The following is a 23,482-nucleotide window of genomic DNA, read 5'->3' as shown; positions in this document are numbered from 1 at the left end:
CAGAAAAGCCATCACTCAACATCACCAATACTGAAAAGTCTGGCTTGATGGCAATGGCTTAAACCGATCTCAGGTTACTTATTACACGGCCGGTTCCCGGTCTGGGAACCGAGCCATTAATTAAGCCAGCCCGCCCAATGACCGAGCAAGCCTAGACTGATCGCCGCCATAATACCGGCGACGATATCATCCAGCATTATGCCCAAGCCGCCATGTACCCGCTGATCCAACCAACTGATCGGCCAAGGTTTAAGCATGTCAAAAAAACGAAACAGTACAAAGCCGCCCACCAGCCATCGCCAATCAAACACCGGTAATTGCCACAGCGGTACAATCAGCATGGTGATCCAAAATCCAGCAAACTCATCCCACACGATCGAGCCGTGATCGTGTACCTGCATATCATCAGAGGTAACTTGGCAAATTTTAATTCCCACCCAACTGGCGATCACAATGACGCCTAGATACCAAGCCAGCGGCAGGTGAGCGAGCAGCAGATACAATGGCACTGCCGCTAAGGTGCCGATGGTGCCGGGCACCATTGGTGCTAAGCCACTACCAAAGCCGGTGGCCAGCAAATGCCAAGGATTGCTTAAGGATATTTTACTGCGTGGATCGCTCATACTTTCCCCTTGAAATGCTCATAGCCAGCCAATTGCCAATCGAGTTTTTTGCCTTGATTATGCAGCTCAAAAGTACCCGCGGGACGAATTTGGCCAATACAAGTCACTTTAGTGCCACAGTGCGCTAGCGCATGAGCTAATGAACCGCGGTTTTGCTCAGGAATGGTAAAACAGAGTTCGTACTCTTCGCCGCTGCTCAACGCATACTGCTGTGCAGTGGTCACATCACCGACAAACTGTAGTAACTCTTTCGACAGTGGCAGCAAGCTGACATCAATACTCGCTCCAACATTTGAGCGGCGTAAAATATGCGGCAGATCCGCGATCAAACCATCAGAAATATCAATCGCAGAGGAAGCCAAATGCACTAAGGCTTGCCCAGCAACAATACGCGGTGTGGAGAGATAATGGCGCTGCTCAAGAATATCGGCAAATGGTCGCTGACGTTTTTCTGGCTGCAAAATTACTTCTAACCCAGCCAGGCTATCACCCAGATCGCCTGTGACATACAACCAATCACCGATTTTCGCCCCGCTACGCAGCATAGCTTGCTCTTTGGGTAAGAAACCTTGCACGGTAAGGGTAATGCTAAGTGGTCCTTTGGTGGTATCACCGCCAATCAACTGCACATTGTAATAATTGGCTAAGTCAAAAAAGGCCGCGCAGAATGGCTGTAACCACGCTTCATCAATCTCCGGCAGAGTCAATGCCAGTGATACCCAAGCGGGTGTTGCGCCCATCGCCGCGAGATCGCTCACGTTAGAGGCTAATGCTTTATGTGCCACCCAAGCAGGATTGGCATCGGCCAAAAAATGAGTGCCCGCAACTAAGGTATCGGTACTGATCGCAATACGCGAATTTTCCGGTACTTTGACAATCGCACAGTCATCACCCAGCGCTAAGTGGACATCTTTACGTTGCGTTTGCCGGTTAGCAAAATATTTATCGATTAAATTAAATTCACCCAACATTCACTCGACTCTTTGGTTGCCATGCCAACAAGCGGCCGCTCATTAAGAAAAAAGGTCAGCAACTGCTGACCTTCTGGTGGAAAACGAATTACGCTTTCTTACGTACGTGCGGTGCGGCTTTATCTAGCACACCGTTAACGAATTTATGGCTATCTTCTGCGGCAAACACTTTTGCCAGTTCAATCGCCTCGTTAATCACCACTTTGTAAGGCACATCTTCACGACGTGTCATTTCATACATGGCCAAACGCAGCAGCGCCAGTTCCATCATGTCCAGATCTTGCATTGGACGAGAAACAAAAGGACGCAGTTTGCTGTCAAGTTCAGTGTGGTTCAGTACCACACCGGCCAACAGATCACGGAAATAAGAAACATCGGTTTCAGGAGCAGCAAGAGCTGGCTCAGCGGCACGATGTTGTTCTTCATCGTATTTACCACTGGTTAGAAATTGCTCTTCAATAGTCGCAACATTCTCTTTAGTAATTTGCCATGAATAAATTGCTTGTAGCGCAAATTGACGTGCATTACGACGTGCGGCTGGTTTCACACTGGCCCCCATTAGGAATCAATTTCAGAAAGAACATTAATCATCTCAAGTGCGCTCAGTGCTGCTTCAGCACCCTTATTACCAGCCTTGGTTCCTGCGCGTTCAATAGCTTGATCGATAGTATCGACAGTCAATACACCAAATGCGACCGGAAGACTAAATTCCAGAGACACTTGGGCCAGACCTTTATTCATTTCACTGCAAACATAGTCAAAGTGCGGTGTACCACCACGGATAACACAACCCAGAGAGACAATCGCATCGTAGTCGCCAGTTTTGGCCACACGCTGGGCAACCAATGGCAGCTCAACCGCACCAGGGCAACGCACCACCGTAATGTTGTCATCACTGATCTGACCGTGACGCTTAAGAGTATCGATCGCACCAGAAAGTAAGCTCTCATTGATAAAACTGTTGAAACGAGAAATCACAATCGCAATTTTCGCCTTTGGTGCTGGGAAACCACCCTCGATAACTTTCATAAGCTTTCCTTTAACTCTATTCATCAAGTGAGAATCGCCGGATTCTAGCACAATTTTGTGAGCAATATCTAACATAAATTTGAGCTAACACCGCGCACGGCTCTCAAGGCAGCACGCGGCAAAACGCCGATTAAATATCCGCAAATATCTTGACGTTGTAGGTAAACGGCAACTGAATTCATCCCCATGAGCATAGACCGACGCTATGCTTGGGATAAACGAACGTCGCTAACAGAGCTACAACGTCAAGTAGCAAGGGAATAGCGATTACTCGCAGACGTACTCGACCACATTGAGACCAAAACCGCCCAATGCGTGGTACTTTTTGTTTGGTGAAGAGAGCAGACGCATCTCTGTGACCCCAAGATCGGCGAGGATTTGCGAACCAACGCCAACCCGACGTGAAGTACCTTGTTTTTTTGCCATCGCAGGGGCTTCACCCTTATCTTGCAGCTCAAACATTTTCACCCGATGCAGTAACAGATCGCTCGACTCTTCACTGCCTAGGATCACCAACACACCGCCTTGTTGACCAATCCGTTGCATCGCAGTCGCCAGTGGCCAACTGCGCTCTGCCGCTCGGTTGCTGTGCAACAGATCAGTAAAGGTATCTTGCAGATGTACGCGCACCAACGTTGGCGCGCTGGCAATATCACCTTTGCGCAAAGCGAAGTGGATTTGCTGATCAATCATATCGCGGTAAGTCACTAACTCAAATTCGCCATACTCCGTCGGCAGTTTGCACTGTGCCACACGCTCAATCGTGGTTTCAGTGTGATTACGATACTCAATCAGATCGGCAATCGTGCCCAGTTTCAAACCATGTTTTTCAGCAAACACTTCCAAATCAGGTCGACGTGCCATGGTGCCGTCATCGTTGAGAATTTCAACAATCACCGATGCTGGCTCAAGCCCCGCGAGGCGAGCAAGATCACAACCGGCTTCCGTGTGCCCTGCGCGAGTCAGCACGCCACCATCTTGCGCAGCCAGCGGGAAAATATGCCCCGGCTGAACCAAATCGGCAGCTACCGCCTCTTTAGCAACCGCGGCTTGCACGGTGCGCGCGCGATCGGCAGCGGAAATGCCTGTCGTCACCCCTTCTGCCGCTTCAATTGATACGGTGAAATTGGTGGTGTACTGGGCATTGTTATCTTGCACCATAGGATTTAATCCTAAATGGCGGCAACGCTGTTTGGTCATGGTTAAGCAGATCAGACCGCGACCATGGGTCGCCATAAAATTGATCGCCTCTGGGGTAATGTGCTCAGCGGCCATGATCAGATCGCCTTCATTTTCACGATCTTCATCATCCATCAGGATAACCATTTTGCCCTGACGAATATCTTCAATAATTTGTTGTGGAGTGCTAATTGGCATGGTGTCTGTCCTATCGTTATCGGTATGTGCCGAGATTAAGCAAAACCGTTTTGCTGCAGAAAATCCATCGTCAGGCGAGATTGAGGTTCGCTTTCTGATTGGCCTTGTAGCAAACGTTCCATATATCGGGCCAGTACATCGACTTCCAGATTGACTCGGCGACCGACTTGAAACTGATCCATGGTCGTTTCCGCGCTGGTATGAGGAACAATCGTCAGTTTAAATGCATTTTTGCGCAGATCATTGACCGTTAAGCTGATCCCATCGACGGTGATCGAGCCTTTTTGGGCGACGTATTTGCTCAGTTCGGCCGGCATATTCACCCACAGTTCAACCGCGCGTCCAACCGGAATACGTTCCACAATTTCGCCGACACCATCAACGTGTCCAGATACGATGTGACCGCCAAACCGAGTGGTCGGTAACATGGCTTTTTCCAAATTGACCCGATCGCCGACTTGGTAATTGGTAAAACCGGATTTGTTCAACGTTTCCAGCGATAAATCGGCACTGAAACTACGCCGATCAAACGCCACCACGGTTAAACACACCCCATTGGTGGCAATACTATCCCCCAATTTGACATCGGCCATATCCAACTTGCCAACTTCAACACTGATGGTGACATCATTGCCTTTGGGGATGATCGCGCTCAGCTTGCCGACCGCTTCAATAATTCCTGTAAACATAGTGCTAATCTTTTGATGTTGGGGTGGCAATGATGCGCAGATCGCTGCCAACCATTCGACAATCTTCAATTTTGAGTTCAATGGACTCGGCCATTTGCGTCAAACCCAGCGCACCAAATAAACCACGGCCATCGCTGCCCATCAGTTTCGGTGCTAAATAGAGAATAATTTCATCCACCAATTTTTGCTCAATCAAGGATTTCGCCAATTGGCTACCCGCTTCTACCCACACTTGATTGACCTGATGCTGCTGCGCCAACTGAGTCAACAGTTCGCGCAAATCAAGCTGGCCATGGTCGGCGGCGACACAAAGGTCGGCATTCTCGCTGGCCACTCGCAGCACGGGGGATCGAGTTTGATATAAGGCTAACTCAGGATATAACTGATGCTGGCGATCCAAAATTACGCGTACTGGCTGACGTAAATCCGCTGCCGAATATTGCGCTTGTATCGACGGCGGTAAATCGTGCCAACGTACCGCCAACGAGGCATTATCGCTAAGCACGGTTTGACTGGTAGAAAGAATCGCACTGGCTTGCGCGCGAAAAGCTTGCACATCTTTACGTGCTGCTACAGAGGTGATCCACTGGCTTTGGCCATTGGCTAGCGCGGTTTGTCCATCGAGGCTCGCCGCCATTTTGAGCTGTACATAAGGCATGCCCGTCTGCATACGTTTGAGAAAACCACGGTTCAATGCACGCGCATCGGCTTCTAGCAGACCCACTTGCACTTCAATCCCCGCCTCACGCAGCATCTGTACGCCGCGTCCTGCAACTTGCGGATTAGGATCTTGCATCGCGCAGATCACTTTTGCTACTCCCGCCTTAATCAACCCTTCGGCACAAGGTGGGGTTCGCCCATAGTGCGAGCATGGCTCAAGCGTTACATAAGCGGTCGCACCACGAGTAAGCTCGCCCGCTTGGCGTATGGCATGCACTTCCGCATGTGGCTCTCCGGCTTTTTTATGCCAGCCTTCACCGACAATCTGTGCATCGCGGGTAATCACACAGCCAACATTCGGATTCGGCGCGGTAGTAAAACGTCCACGCTGAGCCAATTGCAGCGCGTGGGACATCATTTGATGATCAAAAGAGGTAAACATAGACATAGTCACGCTGGATTAATCTTGTAGTTTAGCGATCTCTTCGCCAAATTCACGCACATCTTCAAAACTGCGATAAACCGAAGCAAAGCGAATATAGGCTACTTTATCCAGCACTTTCAGTTGTTCCATCACCAAATTACCAATCAGTTTACTCGGCACTTCACGCTCACCAGTCGCGCGCAGCTTAGACTTGATGGTGCTGATCGCAAGCTCTACCGCATCGGCACTCACTGGACGCTTTTCTAACGCACGTTGCAGACCACCAATCATTTTATCTTCATCGAAAGGCTCGCGGTTACCATTGGTTTTGATCACGCGCGGCATGACTAATTCGGCGCTTTCAAAGGTGGTAAAACGCTCACTACAAGCCAAACACTGACGACGACGACGCACTTGGTGTCCATCAGCCACCAGCCGTGAATCGATCACTTTGGTATCATTTTCAGAACAGAAAGGACAATGCATATTACCTCCATAACAAGGTAGTCAGTGTAGCCGATGTCGAGGAGAGAGCCAAAGAAAAAGGGGCATGCTGCCCCTTTACATTCTCGGTTTACGTCGATTTTGTTAACTGCGTGAGAGGTAATTGGCCTTACCGACCCACTTATAGCTGGTCAGCTCTTCCAAGCCCATTGGGCCACGCGCATGCAATTTTTGAGTCGATACCGCGACCTCTGCCCCCAAACCAAACTGGGCACCGTCGGTAAAACGTGTCGAGGCATTGACGTAGACCGCAGCAGAGCCGGCGCTATTGATAAACAGTTCGGCATTGTACAGATCGTTGGTCATAATCGCATCGGAATGGCTAGCATTGTGCTCACGCATATGTTCGATCGCCGCTTGTACATCCTGCACCACTTTCACCCCTAAGGTGTAACTGAGCCATTCGGTATCAAAATCGCCGACTTGCGCATCACGCAGATCACTGGCAGAACTCATCAAGGCCTTAGCTTTAGGCTCAGCTACAAACGCCACTTTACCTTTCAGTTTCGCAATCAGTTTTTCCAGCAACGGTTGAGCGATGGCTTGATGGACCAATAGCGTGTCGAGTGCATTACACGCCGATGGACGCTGCACTTTGGCATTTTCAATCACCGCGACCGATTTATCCAGATCGGCACTTTGATCAACGAAAATATGGCTGATCCCAAAGCCACCGATAATCACTGGTACTGTGCTGTTTTCTTTACACATTTTATGTAGGCCAGCTCCGCCACGCGGAATGATCATATCCACGTAATCATCCATTTTCAGCAGTTGGGTCACCAACTCACGATCCGGTTTTTCAATGTACTGCACCGATGCTGCAGGTAAATCGGCTTGAGCCAAGGCCGCTTGAATGACTTTGACCAGTTCCATATTCGAGAAAAATGTCTCTTTACCGCCACGCAAAATGGCCGCGTTGCCGGTTTTAAGACACAGTGCTGCAATATCAATCGTCACGTTGGGGCGCGCTTCATAGATCACCCCAACCACGCCCAGTGGTACGCGGCGGCGAGCAAGCGCCAAGCCATTTTCCAGCACTCGACTTTCGATTTCGCTCCCGACCGGATCGTGCAGTGTGATCACGTTACGCACATCATTGGCCATCGCTTGCAAACGCTCAGGGTTGAGTAGCAAGCGATCCAACATCGCTTCCGATAAGCCCGCATCGCGCCCCAGCGCAATGTCTTTGGCATTAGCAGCCAAAATACGCGCGCTTTGTGCTTCCAATTCGGTGGCAATGATCGCCAAAGCCTGATTTTTTTGCGCCGTGCTTGCCGTGGCTAGCTGAAAAGAGGCCGCTTTGGCCGCTTTACCGAGTACGGTTAACTCCATCATTGTTTCCTTTATTCTTGAATCACGACCATATCATCACGGTGGATCACTTCTAAACCATGATCGTAACCTAAAATATCCACGATCTCTTTGCTGTGTTTACCGGCTATTTGTGCCACTTCATCTTGCGCATAAGCCACGATGCCACGCGCAATCAGATGCTGCTGCTTATCCAACACACGCACCACTTCACCGCGGGCAAAATGGCCCTGCACCCGCAGCACACCTTTGGCAAGTAGACTACTGCCTTTATTGAGCACCGCTTTGGCAGCGCCATCATCAATCACGATGTCACCCGCTGCCGCAGGACCCGCCAAAATCCAGCGTTTGCGGTTTTCTAACGCTTCTTCCAAAGCTAAAAAGCGCGTGCCTTGCGGCTCAGCACTCAAAGAATCAAAAATCACATTCGGTGCACGACCAGCGGCGATAATCACTTCAATTCCAGCTCGGCGGGCAATATCCGCTGCTTGCAGTTTGGTCGCCATACCGCCGGTGCCGAGTGTGGTACCACTACCACCGGCAATTTTACGCAACGTATCATCAATGGTGGTCACTTGTTTGATCAGTTGAGCGTTCGGGTCTTTACGAGGATCGGCGGTGAACAAGCCTTTTTGATCCGTCAGCAGCAGCAGTTTATCTGCGCCACATAAAATGCCAACCAAAGCGGATAAGTTGTCGTTGTCACCCACTTTAATTTCATTGGTGGCAACCGCATCATTCTCGTTCACCACTGGCACAATGCCATTTTCCACTAACGCATTAATCGTATCGCGCGCATTAAGAAAGCGCTCCCGATCATCGAGATCGGCTCGGGTCAGCAACATTTGCCCAATTTTAATACCATAGATTGCAAACAGTGATTCCCATACCTGAATCAAACGACTTTGCCCCACCGCGGCTAGCAGTTGCTTGCTAGAGATCGCGTTGGGCAGCGCGGGATAACCTAGATGTTCGCGACCTGCGGCAATCGCCCCCGAAGTGACGATCACTACCGAATGACCTTGCTGTTTAAGTTCGGCGCATTGGCGAGCCAGCTCGACCATATGAGCGCGATCCAACGCCAGAGTACCGCCAGTCAAAACACTGGTTCCCAGCTTTACCACAATCGTTTGTGGCGCCTTTACGCTTGATTGATTTGTCGTCATGATTGCTTATGTTGAGAAAAAAGATGAACAGACGATGTTTTAGCAATCCGCTCGCCAATGCACAAGTAGAAAAAGGGACCTCAGCCCCTTTTTCTACTTGTGTATTCGCCTGTCCTACTGATTAGCATTTTCTAACCATTAGCTATCCGAGCATAGAGATTAAGCGAACTGTGCTGATGCACTTGCAAGAGTGACACTGAGCTCAAAACGTTCGTGCAACGTTTTGACTAGCTTTTTATGAAACTCAACCTGAGTGTAATTGACTTGCTGACAAGCCGCTTCAGGAAGCGTCTCCGCGACCCACTCTCCAGCTTGGGTATAACGACCGATGTGATAGCAAGCCATCATTTCCTGCTGATGAGGGGTTAACTCCATCCACCAGCCCCAAAACTCGCGTTTTTCGGGTGGCCGCTTGTCATTGACACAGACCGCTAAGCAATCAAATAAGTAGCGCTGCTCGCTACACTCGCCTTCACGCAAATAGGGACCTATCGCCTTTAAAGCGGTACGTAGGCGATAGTGGGTTATTTTCGGGGTCATCTCAGACATAGTTGATATCCATAAGCAACAATCAAAATCCAGTTTATTGATTGATTAGACGAACAAATCTTCGCGATTGAAAGCTTACTCTTGATGAATTTTCGGCAAATGTCACTGGCAAAGTTGATCTTCTAGCCAGTTTATTGCTAAATCGAGGGATTGCTCATATCCCTGTGAAATGGTTTTAGTTTTTACTTTCTTAGCTTGCCCACCTTGGCTAAACAGTGCCAGCAATTGATTGTCGGAATAAGGTGATATCGGGTCGCCTTCTAAACTAAGGGCCAATATCGGCGTTTTAGTTCTGCGTCCAGACATAAACCCTTGAACTTTAAGGGACCAAGCCATCAATTGCCCTGCCAGACTTGGTATATCAACCACATTTTTACCTAAGCGCGATGCTAAGACATCCAAATACATTTTTGGCATGCTTGCCAATTTATTCGGCGAGGTGAAAATATCGTGGATTGGTGCGCCAAACGTGACACACGCTTTTACCTTCTCCGCTTCCAGAAAAGCCAGACGTGCCATGGCATTACCACCAAACCGAAAGCCAATCAGCCCAACGCGGAAATGGTCGACCCAAGGTAATTCCGCTAATTGATTCAATACCGCTTGGTGCAAACAGCAAGAATCCTCGCTCAACGCCCAATGTGAACTGCTGCCCAGCGAAGGCATATCAATAGTTAGCATGGCAATATCGCGCTTGACTAAATAGTCTCGAAATAGACGCCACATATCGGTTTGCAAACTGTCTAAACCGGCACTGACTAACACCACGGGTTTAGGTGAGTCGGTATTGCGCAGATGCAAATAGCCAGCGATTTTTTTATTTTGGTAAGTAAACTCTAAACGCTTGACCACATGACTGGTTAACTCAGCCGCGGCTTGATAGGCGTTGTTTGCCAACACCTGTGCTTGCAAAGCAAGATTGTCATTACGCAGATAAGGGTAGCCTGCAATGCTGTAATGCAGCGCAGCAGCAAACATCTGCTCCGCTGCATCATCACCTTGGCACTCAGCGGCTTGTTTCTGATACTGCATGCCAACTCGCGTCCACTCATAAGTCCAATTTCCACTGCAATAGCCCATCACAGTGTCTAGCCATTGATCATGAGTCCGTGAATGCTGAGATGACGCAATTCGCGCCAAAATTTGTTCTTGCTCAACCGGATCAACCCCTTGCCAAGCCCACTGTAAGCGACGCAAATTACGATACCAAGCATGAGCAGATTGCTCACGCTGCGCCTGCAACAGCTCTAAACTGCTCGGCATATACTGGGTAAGAGCTGAGGTCTCTTTGGCTTGTTTGTGGTTTTGAAACAGAGTCTCTGACAGATTTTTACTGATCGCTGGTGACATGATAAGCCTCGATACTGACGTTGCGCTAAGTTGGGCTAAAGTTGGCTAACATTAGTCAAAAAAAATGACCCTTGAAAGGGTCATTTTAGCATTCTACACAAAAAGACTATTTTTGCTTACGATTCACCGGTTCAACATAGGACAATACCATGTCCCAAGGCTGCTCAATCCAAGTATCTTGCGGAATATCCACTACGTATTCATCGACCAGATCTTTACCGGCAGGCTTGGCACACACAGTGACAAATTTGGCTTTAGGGTACATTTCACGAATTTTACGTGCAGTATCACCGCTATCCACCAAGTCATCCACGATGAGGAATCCTTCGCCATCATGCTCTGGAGCTTTAAGGATAGTCATATCCCGCTGGTGATCGTGATCATAGCTAGAGATACACACGGTATCGACATAGCGGATCCCCAATTCACGAGCCAGAATAGCGGCAGGAACCAAACCACCACGGCTAACGCCCAAGATCCCTTTCCATTGTTCTGCTGGCATTTGACGCTGTGCAAGTTCACGGCAGTAATGCTGCATATTATCCCAAGTGATAACGAATTTTTTGCTCATGTGATAAACCTAAATTGAATTTTTATAACGTTTTGTTATACAGCCAGTATGTATTTAATGACAAAAATGGCGGCCATTACCCATACGCTGAGAGATACGCTGCGCCCTTGACCACTGAAGAGTTTGATCGCCGCATAAGCAATAAAGCCCAGTGAAATACCTTCCGCAATCGAGAAAGTCAACGGCATAACCAAACAGGTGACCACGGTCGGCGCCGCTTCGGTTAGATCGCGCCAATCAATGCTCACTAAGCCTGACATCATCAGAATAGCAACATAGAACAGCGCCCCGGCAGTGGCATACGCTGGGATCATACCCGCAAGTGGCGAGAAGAATAATGCAAGCAAGAATAAAATGCCAACCACCACGGCGGTTAACCCCGTACGACCGCCAACCGCAACCCCTGAAACACTTTCCACATAAGAGGTGGTGTTCGAGGTGCCAAGCAATGCCCCAACCGATGTCGCGGTGGAATCCGCTAACAGCGCACGGTTCAAACGTGGAATTTTGCCATCTTTGTCAAGCAGATCGGCTTTGGTTGCCACTCCCACCAAGGTGCCAGCAGTATCAAACAGATCCACAAACAAGAAGGCAAAAACGACAGAAATCATGCCTAATTCAAAAACAGAAGAGAAATCCAGTTCCATAAAAGTCGGTGCAAGACTTGGTGGCGTGGACATAACTCCACCCCATTGCACATCACCGAGCACTAAACCAAGTCCAGTAATCGCTAAAATAGCGATCATGACCGCCCCTTTCACACCGCGATAGACCAGTCCAATCGTCAAAAAGAAGCCAATCGAAGCCAGTACTGCATTTAATGAGGTGATGTCACCTAGAGAAACGAGTGTGGCTGGGTTATCCACCACAATCCCAGCATTTTTTAACGCAATGAACGCTAAGAACAGACCAATACCGGCCGAAATACCAGTTCGCAATGAATGAGGAATCGAGTTGATAATCCACTCACGAATTTTGAATAAGCTCAATAGGATGAACAGCACACCAGAGCAGAACACCGCAGCCAAAGCCACCTGCCAAGTGTAACCCATACCCAACACAACACCGTAAGTAAAGAAAGCATTCAGCCCCATACCTGGAGCTTGTGCGATCGGGTAATTGGCCACAAAGCCCATGATAAAACAGCCAATTGCCGCAGCTAAACAGGTCGCGACAAATACCGCACCGCGATCCATGCCGGCATCCGACAAAATTGCTGGGTTAACAAAAATAATGTAGGCCATGGTCAGGAAAGTGGTGACCCCAGCTAGGACTTCAGTACGCACGTTGGTGCGATATTCACTGAGTTTAAAAAGCTTCTCCAGCATGTTCGAATCCTTTAAAGGTAAAAGGTGAAAAAGTAAACGGTTGCGTAAACGATTGGCGGCGATTATAGAGTTATCAACTCACAAATTCCACACACAATTCTGCTGATACGCGGGTTTTCTAAGCGAAATAGGTAAAGTTCAAGCCAAAGATAAAGCCAATCACAGCACTGCACAAAAGAGTGCGATCAACATCAAACGGGGATTTTCGAATAAAAAAACGCCACCTCAGAGGAGGTGGCGGTGAATCATATCAACCAAACGTGGTTGCCAATAAATTCTAATTTAGGGGTGAACAAAACCTGTTCGAGATGCGAGCATCACACCTCTGTCGCCGAAACGACTCAATAGCCAAAACTACAAGGGTATGCAAAGTCACTGGTATATACAGAGTGTTGATTCCAGAACATTACTGACGATAAACCTTTATTCATTACTATCACCATTAAAATCAAAAATTGTCTCGTTGATTTCTCGGTTCCATGGAGGCGATAACTCGGACTCATCCTTTGAGCATTTACTCTTCGCTAGCGAAGTTGTACATAAATATAGCACCAAGAAATTTAATTACAACAAAAATGGGGGTTAAAATCACAAAAGCTGTAATTATTGATCTCCATCAAGTCATTAAGGTAATTAAATTACAGATTTATGAAATTAACACTCTATTTTAATGCATAAAGATGCACTAGTTACCCATCAAACAACCTGCCGTTAATTGCAAAAAATGAATCATAAACAGGTAAACACGGGGTTTATCACCGCTTGCACCTACACCAAGGCTCAGTGCAGTGCTATGCTGTGGCGCAAAAGTTCTAGCCTGCAAGCCCATTTTTGACCATCGCTCAACACGGATCAGAAAACATTCGGGAAATTACTATAAAGGAGTCATGCATGTCTGAGTTTCAAACCGAGATCGGCCAACTATCATCCAATCCTATTTGGCCTTTTTTCGCGTCTATTTGTGCCATTGCCCACCCCTCAAAACACGAAGAAGCGTTAGCTCAATACATTATCAAGTGGGCCACCCAGCAAGGTTTAACGGTACAGCGTGATGAAACCGGTAACGTATTAATTAAAAAACCGGCCACCGTCGGTATGGAAAATCGTAAAGGCGTGGTGCTGCAAGCGCATATTGATATGGTGCCGCAGAAAAATGAAGACACCGAGCATGATTTCAACCAAGATCCGATCCAGCCTTATATTGATGGTGAATGGGTCACAGCGAAAGGCACCACTTTAGGCGCTGATAACGGTATCGGGATGGCCTCTTGCCTTGCGGTATTGGCAGCAAAGGATATTACACACGGCCCGATTGAAGTACTACTCACGATTGATGAAGAAGCGGGAATGACCGGCGCATTTGGCTTGCAAGCCAACTGGTTAGAAGGCGATATTTTGCTCAACACGGATTCTGAGCAAGAGGGCGAAGTCTATATGGGTTGTGCGGGCGGTGTGAACGCCGAATTCTCTTTCCCAATTGAACGTGAAGCGATTCCTGCCGGCTATGTAGGCCGCCAACTGATCGTAAAAGGGTTAAAAGGCGGTCATTCCGGTTGTGATATTCACACTGGGCGTGGTAATGCCAATAAACTGATGGCGCGCTTTTTAGCGGGATATGCGCAACAGTTAGAGCTACGTCTGGTCGAATTGCGGGGTGGTAGTCTGCGTAACGCAATCCCGCGTGAAGCTTTTGTCACTGTTGCACTGCCAGAAAATCGGGTCAGCGAATTAGAAACCTTGTTCCGCGCCTACACTGAGCAACTCAACGCGGAATTGGGCAAGGTTGAAACCAGCCTCGTCACTTTGCTTGAAAGTAAACCACTTCACCAGCCAGCGCTGACCACTCACACCCAGCAACGCTTAATTGCCGCACTCAATGCCTGCCCTAATGGGGTGATCCGCATGAGTGATGAGATTCTCGGTGTAGTGGAAACCTCTCTCAATTTGGGAGTGATCACCACTGAAGCCTCATCGATTAAAGTGCTCTGTTTGATCCGCTCGTTAATCGACTCAGGCCGTCAGCAAGTGGAAAGTATGCTGAGTTCTATCGCTCAACTGGCCGAGGCTAAGCTAGAGTTTTCCGGAGCTTACCCAGGTTGGAAACCGGATGCAGATTCAGAAATCATGGGTATTTTCCGTGATATGTATGACGACATTTACGGCCATAAGCCAAATATCATGGTGATCCACGCTGGCCTTGAGTGCGGGCTATTCAAAAAACCGTATCCTGATATGGATATGCTGTCGTTCGGTCCAACCATCAAATTCCCACATTCACCGGATGAGAAAGTGAATATCGCTAGCGTTGATCTCTTCTGGCAACAAATGGTTGCCTTATTGAGCAAAATTCCACTTAAAGCTTAATCGTAAACTCGCCGAGCCCCACCACTCGGCGAGTTTGTATCAAAGTTTTTTATCGAGAAGGAAAATTAAATTCATTAGCTTGAATTTAAGGTTAGCTGCTAGAGTTCGCCCCCTTGAATTTCCCAGAGTTATTCACCAGACTCTCTTCAAGCGATAACTTGCCAAATGCAGGTTGTTTAGAGGTTACTGCTGGTCCTTGGCAGTATCTGCATTTCTCCAACGAATGACATTGCAATGAAACAAAAAATGCTGGTCGGATGGCGTGAAGAACTCAGCCTTCCGGGGTTAGGTATTGCACGGATTAAAGCCAAAATTGATACCGGAGCCCGAACGTCTTGCTTGCACGCGTTCAAAATCGAGCGCTTCGACAAAGGATCGATGCCATGGGTGCGTTTTTGGATCCACCCAATGCAGAATAATGTTGAACTGGTCAATGTATGTGAAGCCGAGGTGATTGATCAACGCAGTGTGCGCGATTCTGGCGGTCACCAAGAACAACGCTATGTGATCCGTACCGAGGTAAGTTTTGGAGGCCAAACATGGCCAATTGAGATCACCTTAACCAACCGGGAAAATATGGCATTTCGGATGTTGTTAGGCCGCACCGCTATGCATCATCGAATCATCGTTGATCCGACACAATCGTTTTTAATCCCTTTCGAGGAACCGAATAAATGAAAATTGGTATTCTGTCACGTAACGCTGCACTGTATTCCACCAAGCGTTTGATTGAAGCGTGCCAACAGCGGGGCCATGAAGTTCGCGTGATTGACGCTTTACGCTGTTATATGAATATCAATTCGGATAAACCGGAAATTCATTACCGGGGCGAAGAATTAGCCGGCTTTGATGCCATTATTCCGCGCATTGGTGCTTCGGTCACCTTCTACGGTACTGCGGTACTGCGCCAATTCGAAATGATGGGGGTATATCCGGCCAATGAGTCCGTCGCCATCACCCGCTCGCGCGACAAATTACGCTCCATGCAGTTGTTATCTCGCCGAGGCATTGGCATGCCGATCACCGGTTTTGCTAGCAAACCTGACGATGTAAAAGACTTACTGGATATGGTGGGCGGCGCACCGGTGGTGATCAAACTATTGGAAGGCACGCAAGGCATTGGTGTGGTGTTAGCCGAAACCCGTACCGCAGCCGAAAGTGTGATTGAGGCTTTTATGGGACTCAAGGCCAATATTATGGTGCAAGAGTACATTAAAGAAGCGGGCGGTGCCGATATTCGCTGCTTTGTGATCGGTGGAAAAGTGATTGCCGCGATGAAACGCCAAGGTGCTGATGGCGAGTTTCGCTCCAATCTACACCGCGGAGGTACCGCGTCATTGGTCAAAATTACCCCTCAAGAGCGTAAAACCGCGATTGATGCCGCCAAAATTATGGGGCTAAATGTCGCCGGAGTCGATTTACTGCGTTCAGCTCGTGGACCACTGGTAATGGAAGTGAACTCCTCACCGGGCTTAGAAGGGATTGAAGCGGCAACCGGTAAAGATATCGCAGGAATGATCGTCGAATTCATTGAGAAAAATGCCGCCAGCAAAAGTACTAAAACTCGCGGCCGAGGCTAGCGATAATTACCGATAGCACGCCAGTTGATGGTGGGGAAAGCACGTTTCCCCACTCTACACTCCAATCTTGCTCAGTGGGCGGCTCACCAGTCAAACCCGCCAACCGCACACTTATCCACTCAACATCTTTAGCCAAAAGAAGCCCAAATCACCGTGGCGACCAGAATTGGGCAGACAAATTTCACATACCAAGGCCAAATTTTACCAAACAGGCTCTGTTTCAGCTCAGGGAAACCCGCTTGCAGCTCTTGCATTTTGCTATCACGATGCCATACCCAGCCACCAAATAGACAGAACATCAACGCCGCGGTCGGTTGCAGATATTGCGTGGCAAACATCGCGACTAAGCCAAACAGTGCGCCAAAGTTATACACGATCACCACACTGACCAGCGCAATCAAACCACCCAAGGCCCAACTGGTCGGCGTACGGCGCGTATTAAAACGCTCTCCGACTAGAGCCACTGGACACTCCAACATTGAGATGGAAGAGGTCAGTGCGGCAATGGTCAACAGCAAGAAAAACACCATCGCAAAAATCTGACCTAGGGTACCTAAGCTATCAAACATCAAAGGTAATACGGTAAAAACTAAGGTGTCAGAGCTCAGTAATGAGCCATCGGCAGCGTAAATTTCAACCCCTTTATTCATCGCCACAAACATTGCTGGTAACACCACAAGACCAGCAATAAAAGCGATCGCAGTATCCACCAAAGTCACACTCATGGCCATTTTGGGCAGGTTTTCCTGCTTACTCAAATAAGAGCCATAGATCAACATCGAGCAGCCACCAATGGTTAACGAGAAGAAGCCTTGTCCCATCGCGGCTAAGATCAGTTTGCGATCCCACACTTTGTCAAAATCAGGGATCAAATAGTGCTGCAAACCTTCCATCGCACCTTGCTGAGTCATGATGTACACAAACAGCACGGCAAACAGCACAAATAGCGCCGGCATCAAACGGGTTGACCAACGTTCAATACCCTGTTTTACGCCACCTTGTACAATCAAAATTGTCAGCATATAGAACAGGATAGTGCCAAACAGGTTACGCTCGACACTAAAACCTTTTAACCATGCACTCGCACTTGCCAAGCCAAGCAAATCAGCCATCGCTCCAAACAAGAAACAGATGATCCAGCCGCCAACAATGCTGTAAAACGCTAACACCGCGCTCGGCACACTTAACCCTAACCAGCCAACGAAGCCACCCATTTTTTTAGTGATTGGATTGCTGGTTAACGAGCGCATGCTATCAACCGGATTGGCTTGGCCGTAACGACCGATCGCCATTTCCACCACCAGCATTGGAAAGGCGACCACGAAGATCATAATCAGATAGACCAACAAGAACGCACCACCACCATTGCTGGCAGCTTGGGTTGGAAAGCCCCAAATATTGCCTAAACCCACTGCGGCTCCTGCAGCCGCAAGAATAAAACCAAGACGAGAGCTGAATGTCTCACGAGAATTTGTTTGTGTCATATCGACGCTTCACCATAACAACACACTAGTTAACTAGTACATTAATACAAAGTGACCATCGACTCAATCATCAATAGAATCATTCGCTTAAAAAACCACCACTCAGTGCGCATTTATAGCCAAACAACTTGGAATTGCAGATAGGCAGCAAGTACGTGAGTCCCCAATCACATAGGAAAACTATGTGATTGGGGTGGCTAGCTTAGAGGCTGAAGATTTGATAACCCTTTAATTGGGGGATCTTTTGATGCAATTGCTGCTCTTGCAACGTTAACTGATTCAGCGTTTCACACCACTCACCTGCTTGCTGGGCAAAACTTGAGTGACTCGCCTTTAACTCGGTATCTAATTTACCCTTTAAATCCGCCATCTTTTTGCTCAGTTGATTGAGATCTAAACCACCCTCTTGCTGCATGTGGCTCGCCATCACGGTAAATGCACTGGCAAACAACTGCTGGCTAAGCACCACTCGAGCCTGAGCAAACTGTTGCTGCCAACGCTGCTGCATTGCATCAAATGTGGCAGCAGGTACCACCAACTCACCGTCTTTTAAATACTCAGCTTGCATCTCTACCCACAAGCTCGCCATCGCTTGTTTGACGTTGTCGAACGCTTGTGGTGCGTCTAAAGAATTAGCGATTTCATCTACCCATTGATTAGCCTGCACCAGTGCTTGATCAGCCCAGTGCTGTGCTTTAGGTTGCAGGCGAGTTAGCTGAACACGGTAATCTGCCAGCGCAGCTTGCTGCTCGGCAGTGAGATTTATTTTCTTACCTTGAATCGCAAGATGGTTTTGCTGATCTAGCACCGCTTGATCATGACTGCTACGTAAAATGGCAATACGCTGCGAATTAACGTGCACTTCATGTTGAATATCGACTCGGCACTGTGCAGCCCAAGTCGCCGGACTGATCAATAGCGCTAAAAATAACATGATTTTTTTCATAGTGTTCTCTGTGGCTGCTGTGTGGCTGATAATAATTAATGGCGATGAATCCTACGCCAAGCCAATGTCAGAATAAATCAGTGACGGATGATAACTTTGTTATGGATTGGGAAACATCGATAGCTGCTTCATCTGCAGTTCCGACTTTAGCATCACACTGACCCCCAGCAAACGAATGCTACGCCCGTGTTGACGCTGCAACACTTGTTCAAGCAGTGTATGAAAATAGTCCAAATCTAACGTCGGATGCACATGTTCGATAGTCGTGAGCTGAAAATCCGCAAACTTAACTTTAATACCTTGCTTAATAATCGCTCGCTGTGGATGAGCTCGTTCAAGACGAGCACAGAGTTCCGGATATAACTTTTGTTGTATCACCTGCCAACATTCCGCCAAGGAGTTGATATTGTGACTAAAGGTATATTCGACTCCAACCGATTTTCGCTCACGCTCAGTGATCACTTCTCGCTCATCAATCCCGTGACTCTTTTTCCATAATGATGCGCCTAAGCGACCAAATTGATGCAGCAACTGCCGATAATCTGCGTTTCTGACATCGGCACCCACATAAAGCTGGGCTTGATGGAGCTTTGCTAACGCGACCTTACCCACACCGGGGATTTTCTCTAACGGTAGCCGATCAACCATGGCTTGCACCTGATCCGGCGTCACCACATACAATCCATTGGGCTTATTGATGTCAGAGGCCACTTTGGCCAGAAATTTGATCGGTGCAACCCCAGCTGAAGCGGTAAGATTTAGCTCTTGCCAAATATCACGCCGGATCGCCTCCGCGATCAATGTCGCACTCCCCTGATAGGCAGTAGCATGACTGACATCAAGATAAGCCTCATCCAACGAAAGCGGTTCAATCACTGCAGTGTAACGCTGGAAAATGGTACGAATTTGTTGTGAAACCTGTTTATAAACCGACATCCGCCCCGGCACGACATGCAATTGTGGACACAGTTTTAGCGCCTGAGCGGTGGGCATTGCAGAGCGCACTCCAAACTGCCGCGCTTGATAGTTACAGGTACTGATCACACCGCGTTGCTTCTCATGCCCGCCGACGGCAAGCGGAATATCACGATATGCTGGGTTATCGCGCATTTCAACTGCCGCAAAAAAGCAGTCCATATCGACATGAATAATCTTGCGAATTGTAGGTTGCATAACTCACCAGGCTGTATATTTACACAGTATAAAAGTAAGTCTGCAATAAGGAAAGTCGAATCATAAAAAAGCTCGCCGTAGCGAGCTTTGGGTAGCACTGAATATACGCTTTATGCGATGCGATCTTTTTCCCAAGCCGCAAGACGCTCTGCTCGTGCAGCCGCTTTCGCTTCACGTTTTTTACGGGCGTCACAAGGCTCAGGACAGTTACATACTTTTTCAATCCCAACCGCGCCTAATCCCCCACAGCTGCCTTTCACCACTTTACGTTGGAAAATGTAGCCGACCGCCATCGCCGCTATCACGGCTAGGAAAAAACCAAAAGTAATCAGAAAGGTATTCATTATTTTATGCTCACTCTAGGCTATTGATTTAAAAATGGCTTAAACGCCGTTGATACATACTCTTTAAAGCCATCATCGGTCTTGACAATGATCAGCGCCGGTATTTGTTGTGCTTCCGCGAGCGCCATAGCACGCTCTTCTCCCATCACCATCAGCCCGGTGGCTAACCCATCGGCCGTCATGCAGGATTTATCCAGCACGGTCACCGAGACCACCCGATTGTTGATCGGCCGCCCGGTAATTGGATCAATAATGTGCGAGTAGCGAATGCCATCTTGCTCAAAATAATTGCGATAATCCCCCGAAGTGGCAATCGCATACTCACCAGGTTCGATGATCTCTTGCACACTACGTTGCTCTACCGTGGGTTTTTCAATCGCAATTCGCCAAGCTTTTCCTTCGCGGTTGACCCCTTTGAGACGAATTTCACCACCAATTTCGACCATATAATTGTTGATGCCTTGTCCCTGCATATAATCAGCCACCACATCCACTCCCCAACCTTTCGCAATGGTGGACAGATCAACATACAGTTGTGGGATAGCTTTAGTCAGCGTATGACCTTCAACACGTAAATGCTCAATTCCTGTCATGGCACGACGTGCATTTAACTCTTCATCAGAAGGCACAATATCCGGCCGCGCTTCAGGACCAAAACCCCAAAGATTCACCAAAGGACCGACCGTGACATCGAGCGCGCCTTGTGTTAATCGATTAAGACGGATCGCTTCTTTAACCACAGTCGCAGTTTCAAGCGACACATTAAATGGCTCAGCGCTGGTATGTTGATTAAAGCGACTCAGTTCAGAGTCGTTACGGTAAGTCGACATCTGCTGATTAACTTGTTCCAGCAAGCGGGCAATCTCACCCTGTAAAGTAGTGGAATCAGCGATATTCGGCTGCACAATATATTTAATGTTGTAACTGGTGCCCATGGTCGGACCGTTAAGATGCACCTGCTCGATCGGCTTTTCACAGCCCGCGAGCAACAGTAGAGCAGCGAATGCAACAAGCCAATTTTTCACTTGCTTACTCCTTTGATAATTAAAGATTGATATGGGAAATGCCATTCGAATCGCTCAACGGCTCGCAATCGACACTTTCAATATCCACTTTGCAAAAAACAATGGCTGACTCTAATGAGCCAGCCATCAGTATAGCGCGAGTTATTGGTTAACCGCCGAAGTCATCCAGCAGGATGTTTTCTTCTTCTACACCTAGATTTTTCAGCATATTGATTACCGCTGCATTCATCATTGGTGGTCCGCACATGTAGTATTCACAATCTTCTGGCGCATCATGATCGCGTAGATAGTTTTCATACAACACGTTATGGATAAAGCCGGTGTAACCTGTCCAGTTATCTTCAGGTAGAGGATCAGACAGAGCACAATGCCATACAAAGTTATCATTCTCAGCCGCTAGGCTATCAAAATCCTCTGCATAGAACATTTCACGTTTAGAACGCGCACCGTACCAATAAGACATCTTACGCTTAGATTTCAAACGCTTAAGTTGGTCAAAGATATGCGAACGCATGGGTGCCATACCAGCACCACCACCGATAAAGACCATTTCTGCATCGGTATCTTTTGCGAAAAACTCACCGAATGGGCCTGAAATCGTACACTTATCACCTTCTTTTAGTGACCAAATGTAAGAGGACATTTGACCAGGAGGTGCATCTGGATTATTTGGCGGCGGTGTAGCAATACGCACGTTAAGCAGAATGATGCCAAACTCTTCTGGGTAGTTCGCCATTGAGTAGGCACGAATGATGTCTTCTTTGACGATCGATTCATAGCGGAACAGATCATACTTGTCCCAATCATCACGATACATCTCTGGTACATCAAAATCCGCATACTTAACATGGTGCGCAGGAGCTTCAATTTGGATATAGCCACCGGCACGGAAAGGTACCGATTCACCATCTGGAATTTGCAGCTTAAGCTCTTTGATGAAAGTGGCTTTGTTATCGTTAGAGATAACCGTACATTCCCACTTCTTAACGCCAAAGATCTCTTCTGGTAATTCCAGTTCCATATCGGTTTTCATCGCCACCTGACAGGCTAGACGTTCACCTTCACGGGCTTCACCTTTGCTGATGTGATCCAGCTCAGTTGGCAGAATATCACCACCACCCGATTTGATTTTTACACGGCATTGGCCACATGAACCACCACCACCACAAGCCGAAGAAACAAACACCCCAGCACCAGCTAGTGCTGTCAGTAACTTGCCACCCGGTTGGGTTACGATCGCTTTTTCAGGATCGCCATTGATCGAAATTGTAATGTCACCTGTTGGTACTAGCTTAGATTTGGCAAACAAAATCACCAAAACCAGAGCCAGTATAATCAGGGTAAACATCACTACACCAAAAATAATAGTAGACATTAACTATTCCTTTATTGCTGCGGTTTACCCGGCTTACAGTTGAACACCAGAGAAAGACATAAAACCAAGTGCCATCAGACCAGTGGTGATAAAGGTAATACCCAAACCACGTAGACCTGGAGGAACGTCTGAATATTTCATTTTCTCACGGAGACCTGCAAGAGCGACGATAGCCAGCATCCAGCCTACCCCAGAACCAAAACCATAAACCACGGATTCAGCAAAGTTGTAGTCACGCTGCACCATGAAAGACACACCACCAAAGATGGCACAGTTTACTGTGATCAAAGGTAAGAAGATGCCCAGTGCGTTATACAGAGGTGGGAAAAAACGATCGAGGACCATTTCCAAAATCTGTACCAATGCAGCAATTACACCGATAAAAGTGATAAAGTTTAGGAAGCTAAGATCAACGCCGGCAACCAGTGCATCAGGTTTGAGCACCAAGTTGTAAACGAGATTGTTAACTGGTACTGCAATCGTCAGCACCACAATAACCGCAATACCTAAACCAAATGAGGTCTTAACTTTCTTCGAAACCGCGAGGAAAGTACACATCCCCAAGAAGAAAGCGAGTGCCATGTTCTCGATGAAAATCGCTTTCACCAGCAGACTAATATAATGTTCCATGACAAC

General features: G+C 47.9%; 24 protein-coding genes. 3 read left to right on the top strand and 21 right to left on the bottom strand.

Annotated features, from left to right (window positions below; all coding sequences use genetic code 11):
* Positions 1–116: 116 nt before the first annotated feature.
* The 14 genes from pgpA to PUN32_RS07640 form a co-directional block, all read right to left on the bottom strand.
* The gene (pgpA, locus tag PUN32_RS07705) at positions 117–623 is read right to left on the bottom strand and encodes a phosphatidylglycerophosphatase A (protein ID WP_274722521.1); all 507 of its coding nucleotides are present in this window, start codon (positions 621–623) and stop codon (positions 117–119) included.
* Positions 620–1,594 carry a thiamine-phosphate kinase gene (gene thiL / locus PUN32_RS07700; RefSeq protein ID WP_274722520.1) on the bottom strand — a complete coding sequence of 325 codons (975 nt, stop codon included), beginning with the start codon at positions 1,592–1,594 and terminating at the stop codon, positions 620–622. The genes pgpA and thiL overlap by 4 nt, the downstream gene beginning before the upstream one ends.
* An 88-nt stretch (positions 1,595–1,682) precedes the next feature.
* A complete protein-coding gene (gene nusB / locus PUN32_RS07695; protein WP_166013488.1) occupies positions 1,683–2,153 on the bottom strand; it encodes a transcription antitermination factor NusB in 471 nt (156 codons plus the stop codon).
* Complete coding sequence (ribH, locus tag PUN32_RS07690) at positions 2,153–2,623, bottom strand: 6,7-dimethyl-8-ribityllumazine synthase (protein ID WP_166013489.1); 471 nt, start codon at positions 2,621–2,623, stop codon at positions 2,153–2,155. Before ribH ends, nusB begins: the two co-directional genes overlap by 1 nt.
* Before the next feature lie 267 nt (positions 2,624–2,890).
* On the bottom strand, positions 2,891–4,000 hold the full coding sequence (ribBA, locus tag PUN32_RS07685) for a bifunctional 3,4-dihydroxy-2-butanone-4-phosphate synthase/GTP cyclohydrolase II (protein ID WP_274722519.1): 1,110 nt from the start codon (positions 3,998–4,000) through the stop codon (positions 2,891–2,893).
* 35 nt (positions 4,001–4,035) lie between these two features.
* A complete protein-coding gene (locus PUN32_RS07680) occupies positions 4,036–4,689 on the bottom strand; it encodes a riboflavin synthase (RefSeq protein ID WP_274722518.1) in 654 nt (217 codons plus the stop codon).
* Positions 4,690–4,693: 4 nt separating this feature from the next.
* Positions 4,694–5,797 carry a bifunctional diaminohydroxyphosphoribosylaminopyrimidine deaminase/5-amino-6-(5-phosphoribosylamino)uracil reductase RibD gene (gene ribD / locus PUN32_RS07675; protein ID WP_274722517.1) on the bottom strand — a complete coding sequence of 368 codons (1,104 nt, stop codon included), beginning with the start codon at positions 5,795–5,797 and terminating at the stop codon, positions 4,694–4,696.
* 12 nt (positions 5,798–5,809) lie between these two features.
* On the bottom strand, positions 5,810–6,259 hold the full coding sequence (nrdR, locus tag PUN32_RS07670) for a transcriptional regulator NrdR (RefSeq protein WP_166013493.1): 450 nt from the start codon (positions 6,257–6,259) through the stop codon (positions 5,810–5,812).
* Between the two features lie 102 nt (positions 6,260–6,361).
* A complete protein-coding gene (locus PUN32_RS07665) occupies positions 6,362–7,612 on the bottom strand; it encodes a glutamate-5-semialdehyde dehydrogenase (RefSeq protein ID WP_274722526.1) in 1,251 nt (416 codons plus the stop codon).
* An 11-nt stretch (positions 7,613–7,623) separates the two neighbouring features.
* Positions 7,624–8,757 (bottom strand): glutamate 5-kinase, encoded by a 1,134-nt coding sequence (proB, locus tag PUN32_RS07660; RefSeq protein WP_274722516.1) that lies wholly within the window; start codon positions 8,755–8,757, stop codon positions 7,624–7,626.
* 159 nt (positions 8,758–8,916) lie between these two features.
* Positions 8,917–9,306 carry a sigma factor-binding protein Crl gene (crl, locus tag PUN32_RS07655; protein ID WP_166013496.1) on the bottom strand — a complete coding sequence of 130 codons (390 nt, stop codon included), beginning with the start codon at positions 9,304–9,306 and terminating at the stop codon, positions 8,917–8,919.
* Between the two features lie 102 nt (positions 9,307–9,408).
* Positions 9,409–10,656 (bottom strand): esterase FrsA, encoded by a 1,248-nt coding sequence (frsA, locus tag PUN32_RS07650; protein ID WP_274722515.1) that lies wholly within the window; start codon positions 10,654–10,656, stop codon positions 9,409–9,411.
* 106 nt (positions 10,657–10,762) lie between these two features.
* Positions 10,763–11,227 carry a xanthine phosphoribosyltransferase gene (gpt, locus tag PUN32_RS07645; protein ID WP_166013498.1) on the bottom strand — a complete coding sequence of 155 codons (465 nt, stop codon included), beginning with the start codon at positions 11,225–11,227 and terminating at the stop codon, positions 10,763–10,765.
* 35 nt (positions 11,228–11,262) lie between these two features.
* A complete protein-coding gene (locus PUN32_RS07640; RefSeq protein WP_166013499.1) occupies positions 11,263–12,555 on the bottom strand; it encodes an NCS2 family permease in 1,293 nt (430 codons plus the stop codon).
* A gap of 891 nt (positions 12,556–13,446) precedes the next feature.
* Here PUN32_RS07640 and PUN32_RS07635 point away from each other — a divergent pair.
* The 3 genes from PUN32_RS07635 to rimK all read left to right on the top strand — a co-directional run bounded on the left by PUN32_RS07635 (position 13,447) and on the right by rimK (position 16,499).
* Positions 13,447–14,919, top strand: a complete 1,473-nt coding sequence (locus PUN32_RS07635; protein WP_274722514.1) for an aminoacyl-histidine dipeptidase — start codon at positions 13,447–13,449, stop codon at positions 14,917–14,919.
* Positions 14,920–15,153: 234 nt separating this feature from the next.
* Positions 15,154–15,597, top strand: coding sequence for an ATP-dependent zinc protease family protein (locus PUN32_RS07630; RefSeq protein ID WP_274722513.1), 444 nt, complete (start codon positions 15,154–15,156; stop codon positions 15,595–15,597).
* Positions 15,594–16,499 carry a 30S ribosomal protein S6--L-glutamate ligase gene (gene rimK / locus PUN32_RS07625; RefSeq protein ID WP_166013502.1) on the top strand — a complete coding sequence of 302 codons (906 nt, stop codon included), beginning with the start codon at positions 15,594–15,596 and terminating at the stop codon, positions 16,497–16,499. Before PUN32_RS07630 ends, rimK begins: the two co-directional genes overlap by 4 nt.
* A 128-nt stretch (positions 16,500–16,627) precedes the next feature.
* Here rimK and PUN32_RS07620 read toward each other — a convergent pair whose 3' ends face one another.
* The 7 genes from PUN32_RS07620 to nqrE form a co-directional block, all read right to left on the bottom strand.
* Positions 16,628–17,983: a sodium-dependent transporter gene (locus tag PUN32_RS07620; protein ID WP_274722512.1), complete on the bottom strand. Its 1,356-nt coding sequence runs from the start codon at positions 17,981–17,983 to the stop codon at positions 16,628–16,630.
* Between the two features lie 202 nt (positions 17,984–18,185).
* On the bottom strand, positions 18,186–18,929 hold the full coding sequence (locus PUN32_RS07615) for a DUF2884 family protein (RefSeq protein WP_274722511.1): 744 nt from the start codon (positions 18,927–18,929) through the stop codon (positions 18,186–18,188).
* Between the two features lie 99 nt (positions 18,930–19,028).
* Positions 19,029–20,102 carry a DNA polymerase IV gene (gene dinB, locus PUN32_RS07610; RefSeq protein WP_274722510.1) on the bottom strand — a complete coding sequence of 358 codons (1,074 nt, stop codon included), beginning with the start codon at positions 20,100–20,102 and terminating at the stop codon, positions 19,029–19,031.
* A gap of 110 nt (positions 20,103–20,212) precedes the next feature.
* Entirely contained in the window at positions 20,213–20,446 is a 234-nt protein-coding gene (gene nqrM / locus PUN32_RS07605; RefSeq protein ID WP_001091359.1) for a (Na+)-NQR maturation NqrM, read from the bottom strand.
* Positions 20,447–20,466: 20 nt separating this feature from the next.
* Positions 20,467–21,471: an FAD:protein FMN transferase gene (locus tag PUN32_RS07600; RefSeq protein ID WP_274722506.1), complete on the bottom strand. Its 1,005-nt coding sequence runs from the start codon at positions 21,469–21,471 to the stop codon at positions 20,467–20,469.
* Between the two features lie 148 nt (positions 21,472–21,619).
* The gene (gene nqrF, locus PUN32_RS07595) at positions 21,620–22,846 is read right to left on the bottom strand and encodes an NADH:ubiquinone reductase (Na(+)-transporting) subunit F (protein ID WP_166013507.1); all 1,227 of its coding nucleotides are present in this window, start codon (positions 22,844–22,846) and stop codon (positions 21,620–21,622) included.
* A gap of 33 nt (positions 22,847–22,879) precedes the next feature.
* Positions 22,880–23,476, bottom strand: a complete 597-nt coding sequence (gene nqrE / locus PUN32_RS07590) for an NADH:ubiquinone reductase (Na(+)-transporting) subunit E (RefSeq protein WP_166013508.1) — start codon at positions 23,474–23,476, stop codon at positions 22,880–22,882.
* Positions 23,477–23,482 lie beyond the last annotated feature (6 nt).

Source organism: Vibrio chanodichtyis, from assembly GCF_028863985.1.
GTDB lineage: Bacteria > Pseudomonadota > Gammaproteobacteria > Enterobacterales > Vibrionaceae > Vibrio > Vibrio chanodichtyis.
This window is presented reverse-complemented; position numbering and strand designations above follow the sequence as displayed.

Coding starts and splice junctions, on each gene's coding strand:
- pgpA (WP_274722521.1), bottom strand. CDS start 623: ATGAGCGATCCACGCAGTAAAATATCCTTAAGCAATCCTTGGCATTTG.
- thiL (WP_274722520.1), bottom strand. CDS start 1,594: ATGTTGGGTGAATTTAATTTAATCGATAAATATTTTGCTAACCGGCAA.
- nusB (WP_166013488.1), bottom strand. CDS start 2,153: ATGGGGGCCAGTGTGAAACCAGCCGCACGTCGTAATGCACGTCAATTT.
- ribH (WP_166013489.1), bottom strand. CDS start 2,623: ATGAAAGTTATCGAGGGTGGTTTCCCAGCACCAAAGGCGAAAATTGCG.
- ribBA (WP_274722519.1), bottom strand. CDS start 4,000: ATGCCAATTAGCACTCCACAACAAATTATTGAAGATATTCGTCAGGGC.
- PUN32_RS07680 (WP_274722518.1), bottom strand. CDS start 4,689: ATGTTTACAGGAATTATTGAAGCGGTCGGCAAGCTGAGCGCGATCATC.
- ribD (WP_274722517.1), bottom strand. CDS start 5,797: ATGTCTATGTTTACCTCTTTTGATCATCAAATGATGTCCCACGCGCTG.
- nrdR (WP_166013493.1), bottom strand. CDS start 6,259: ATGCATTGTCCTTTCTGTTCTGAAAATGATACCAAAGTGATCGATTCA.
- PUN32_RS07665 (WP_274722526.1), bottom strand. CDS start 7,612: ATGGAGTTAACCGTACTCGGTAAAGCGGCCAAAGCGGCCTCTTTTCAG.
- proB (WP_274722516.1), bottom strand. CDS start 8,757: ATGACGACAAATCAATCAAGCGTAAAGGCGCCACAAACGATTGTGGTA.
- crl (WP_166013496.1), bottom strand. CDS start 9,306: ATGTCTGAGATGACCCCGAAAATAACCCACTATCGCCTACGTACCGCT.
- frsA (WP_274722515.1), bottom strand. CDS start 10,656: ATGTCACCAGCGATCAGTAAAAATCTGTCAGAGACTCTGTTTCAAAAC.
- gpt (WP_166013498.1), bottom strand. CDS start 11,227: ATGAGCAAAAAATTCGTTATCACTTGGGATAATATGCAGCATTACTGC.
- PUN32_RS07640 (WP_166013499.1), bottom strand. CDS start 12,555: ATGCTGGAGAAGCTTTTTAAACTCAGTGAATATCGCACCAACGTGCGT.
- PUN32_RS07635 (WP_274722514.1), top strand. CDS start 13,447: ATGTCTGAGTTTCAAACCGAGATCGGCCAACTATCATCCAATCCTATT.
- PUN32_RS07630 (WP_274722513.1), top strand. CDS start 15,154: ATGAAACAAAAAATGCTGGTCGGATGGCGTGAAGAACTCAGCCTTCCG.
- rimK (WP_166013502.1), top strand. CDS start 15,594: ATGAAAATTGGTATTCTGTCACGTAACGCTGCACTGTATTCCACCAAG.
- PUN32_RS07620 (WP_274722512.1), bottom strand. CDS start 17,983: ATGACACAAACAAATTCTCGTGAGACATTCAGCTCTCGTCTTGGTTTT.
- PUN32_RS07615 (WP_274722511.1), bottom strand. CDS start 18,929: ATGAAAAAAATCATGTTATTTTTAGCGCTATTGATCAGTCCGGCGACT.
- dinB (WP_274722510.1), bottom strand. CDS start 20,102: ATGCAACCTACAATTCGCAAGATTATTCATGTCGATATGGACTGCTTT.
- nqrM (WP_001091359.1), bottom strand. CDS start 20,446: ATGAATACCTTTCTGATTACTTTTGGTTTTTTCCTAGCCGTGATAGCG.
- nqrF (WP_166013507.1), bottom strand. CDS start 22,846: ATGTCTACTATTATTTTTGGTGTAGTGATGTTTACCCTGATTATACTG.
- nqrE (WP_166013508.1), bottom strand. CDS start 23,476: ATGGAACATTATATTAGTCTGCTGGTGAAAGCGATTTTCATCGAGAAC.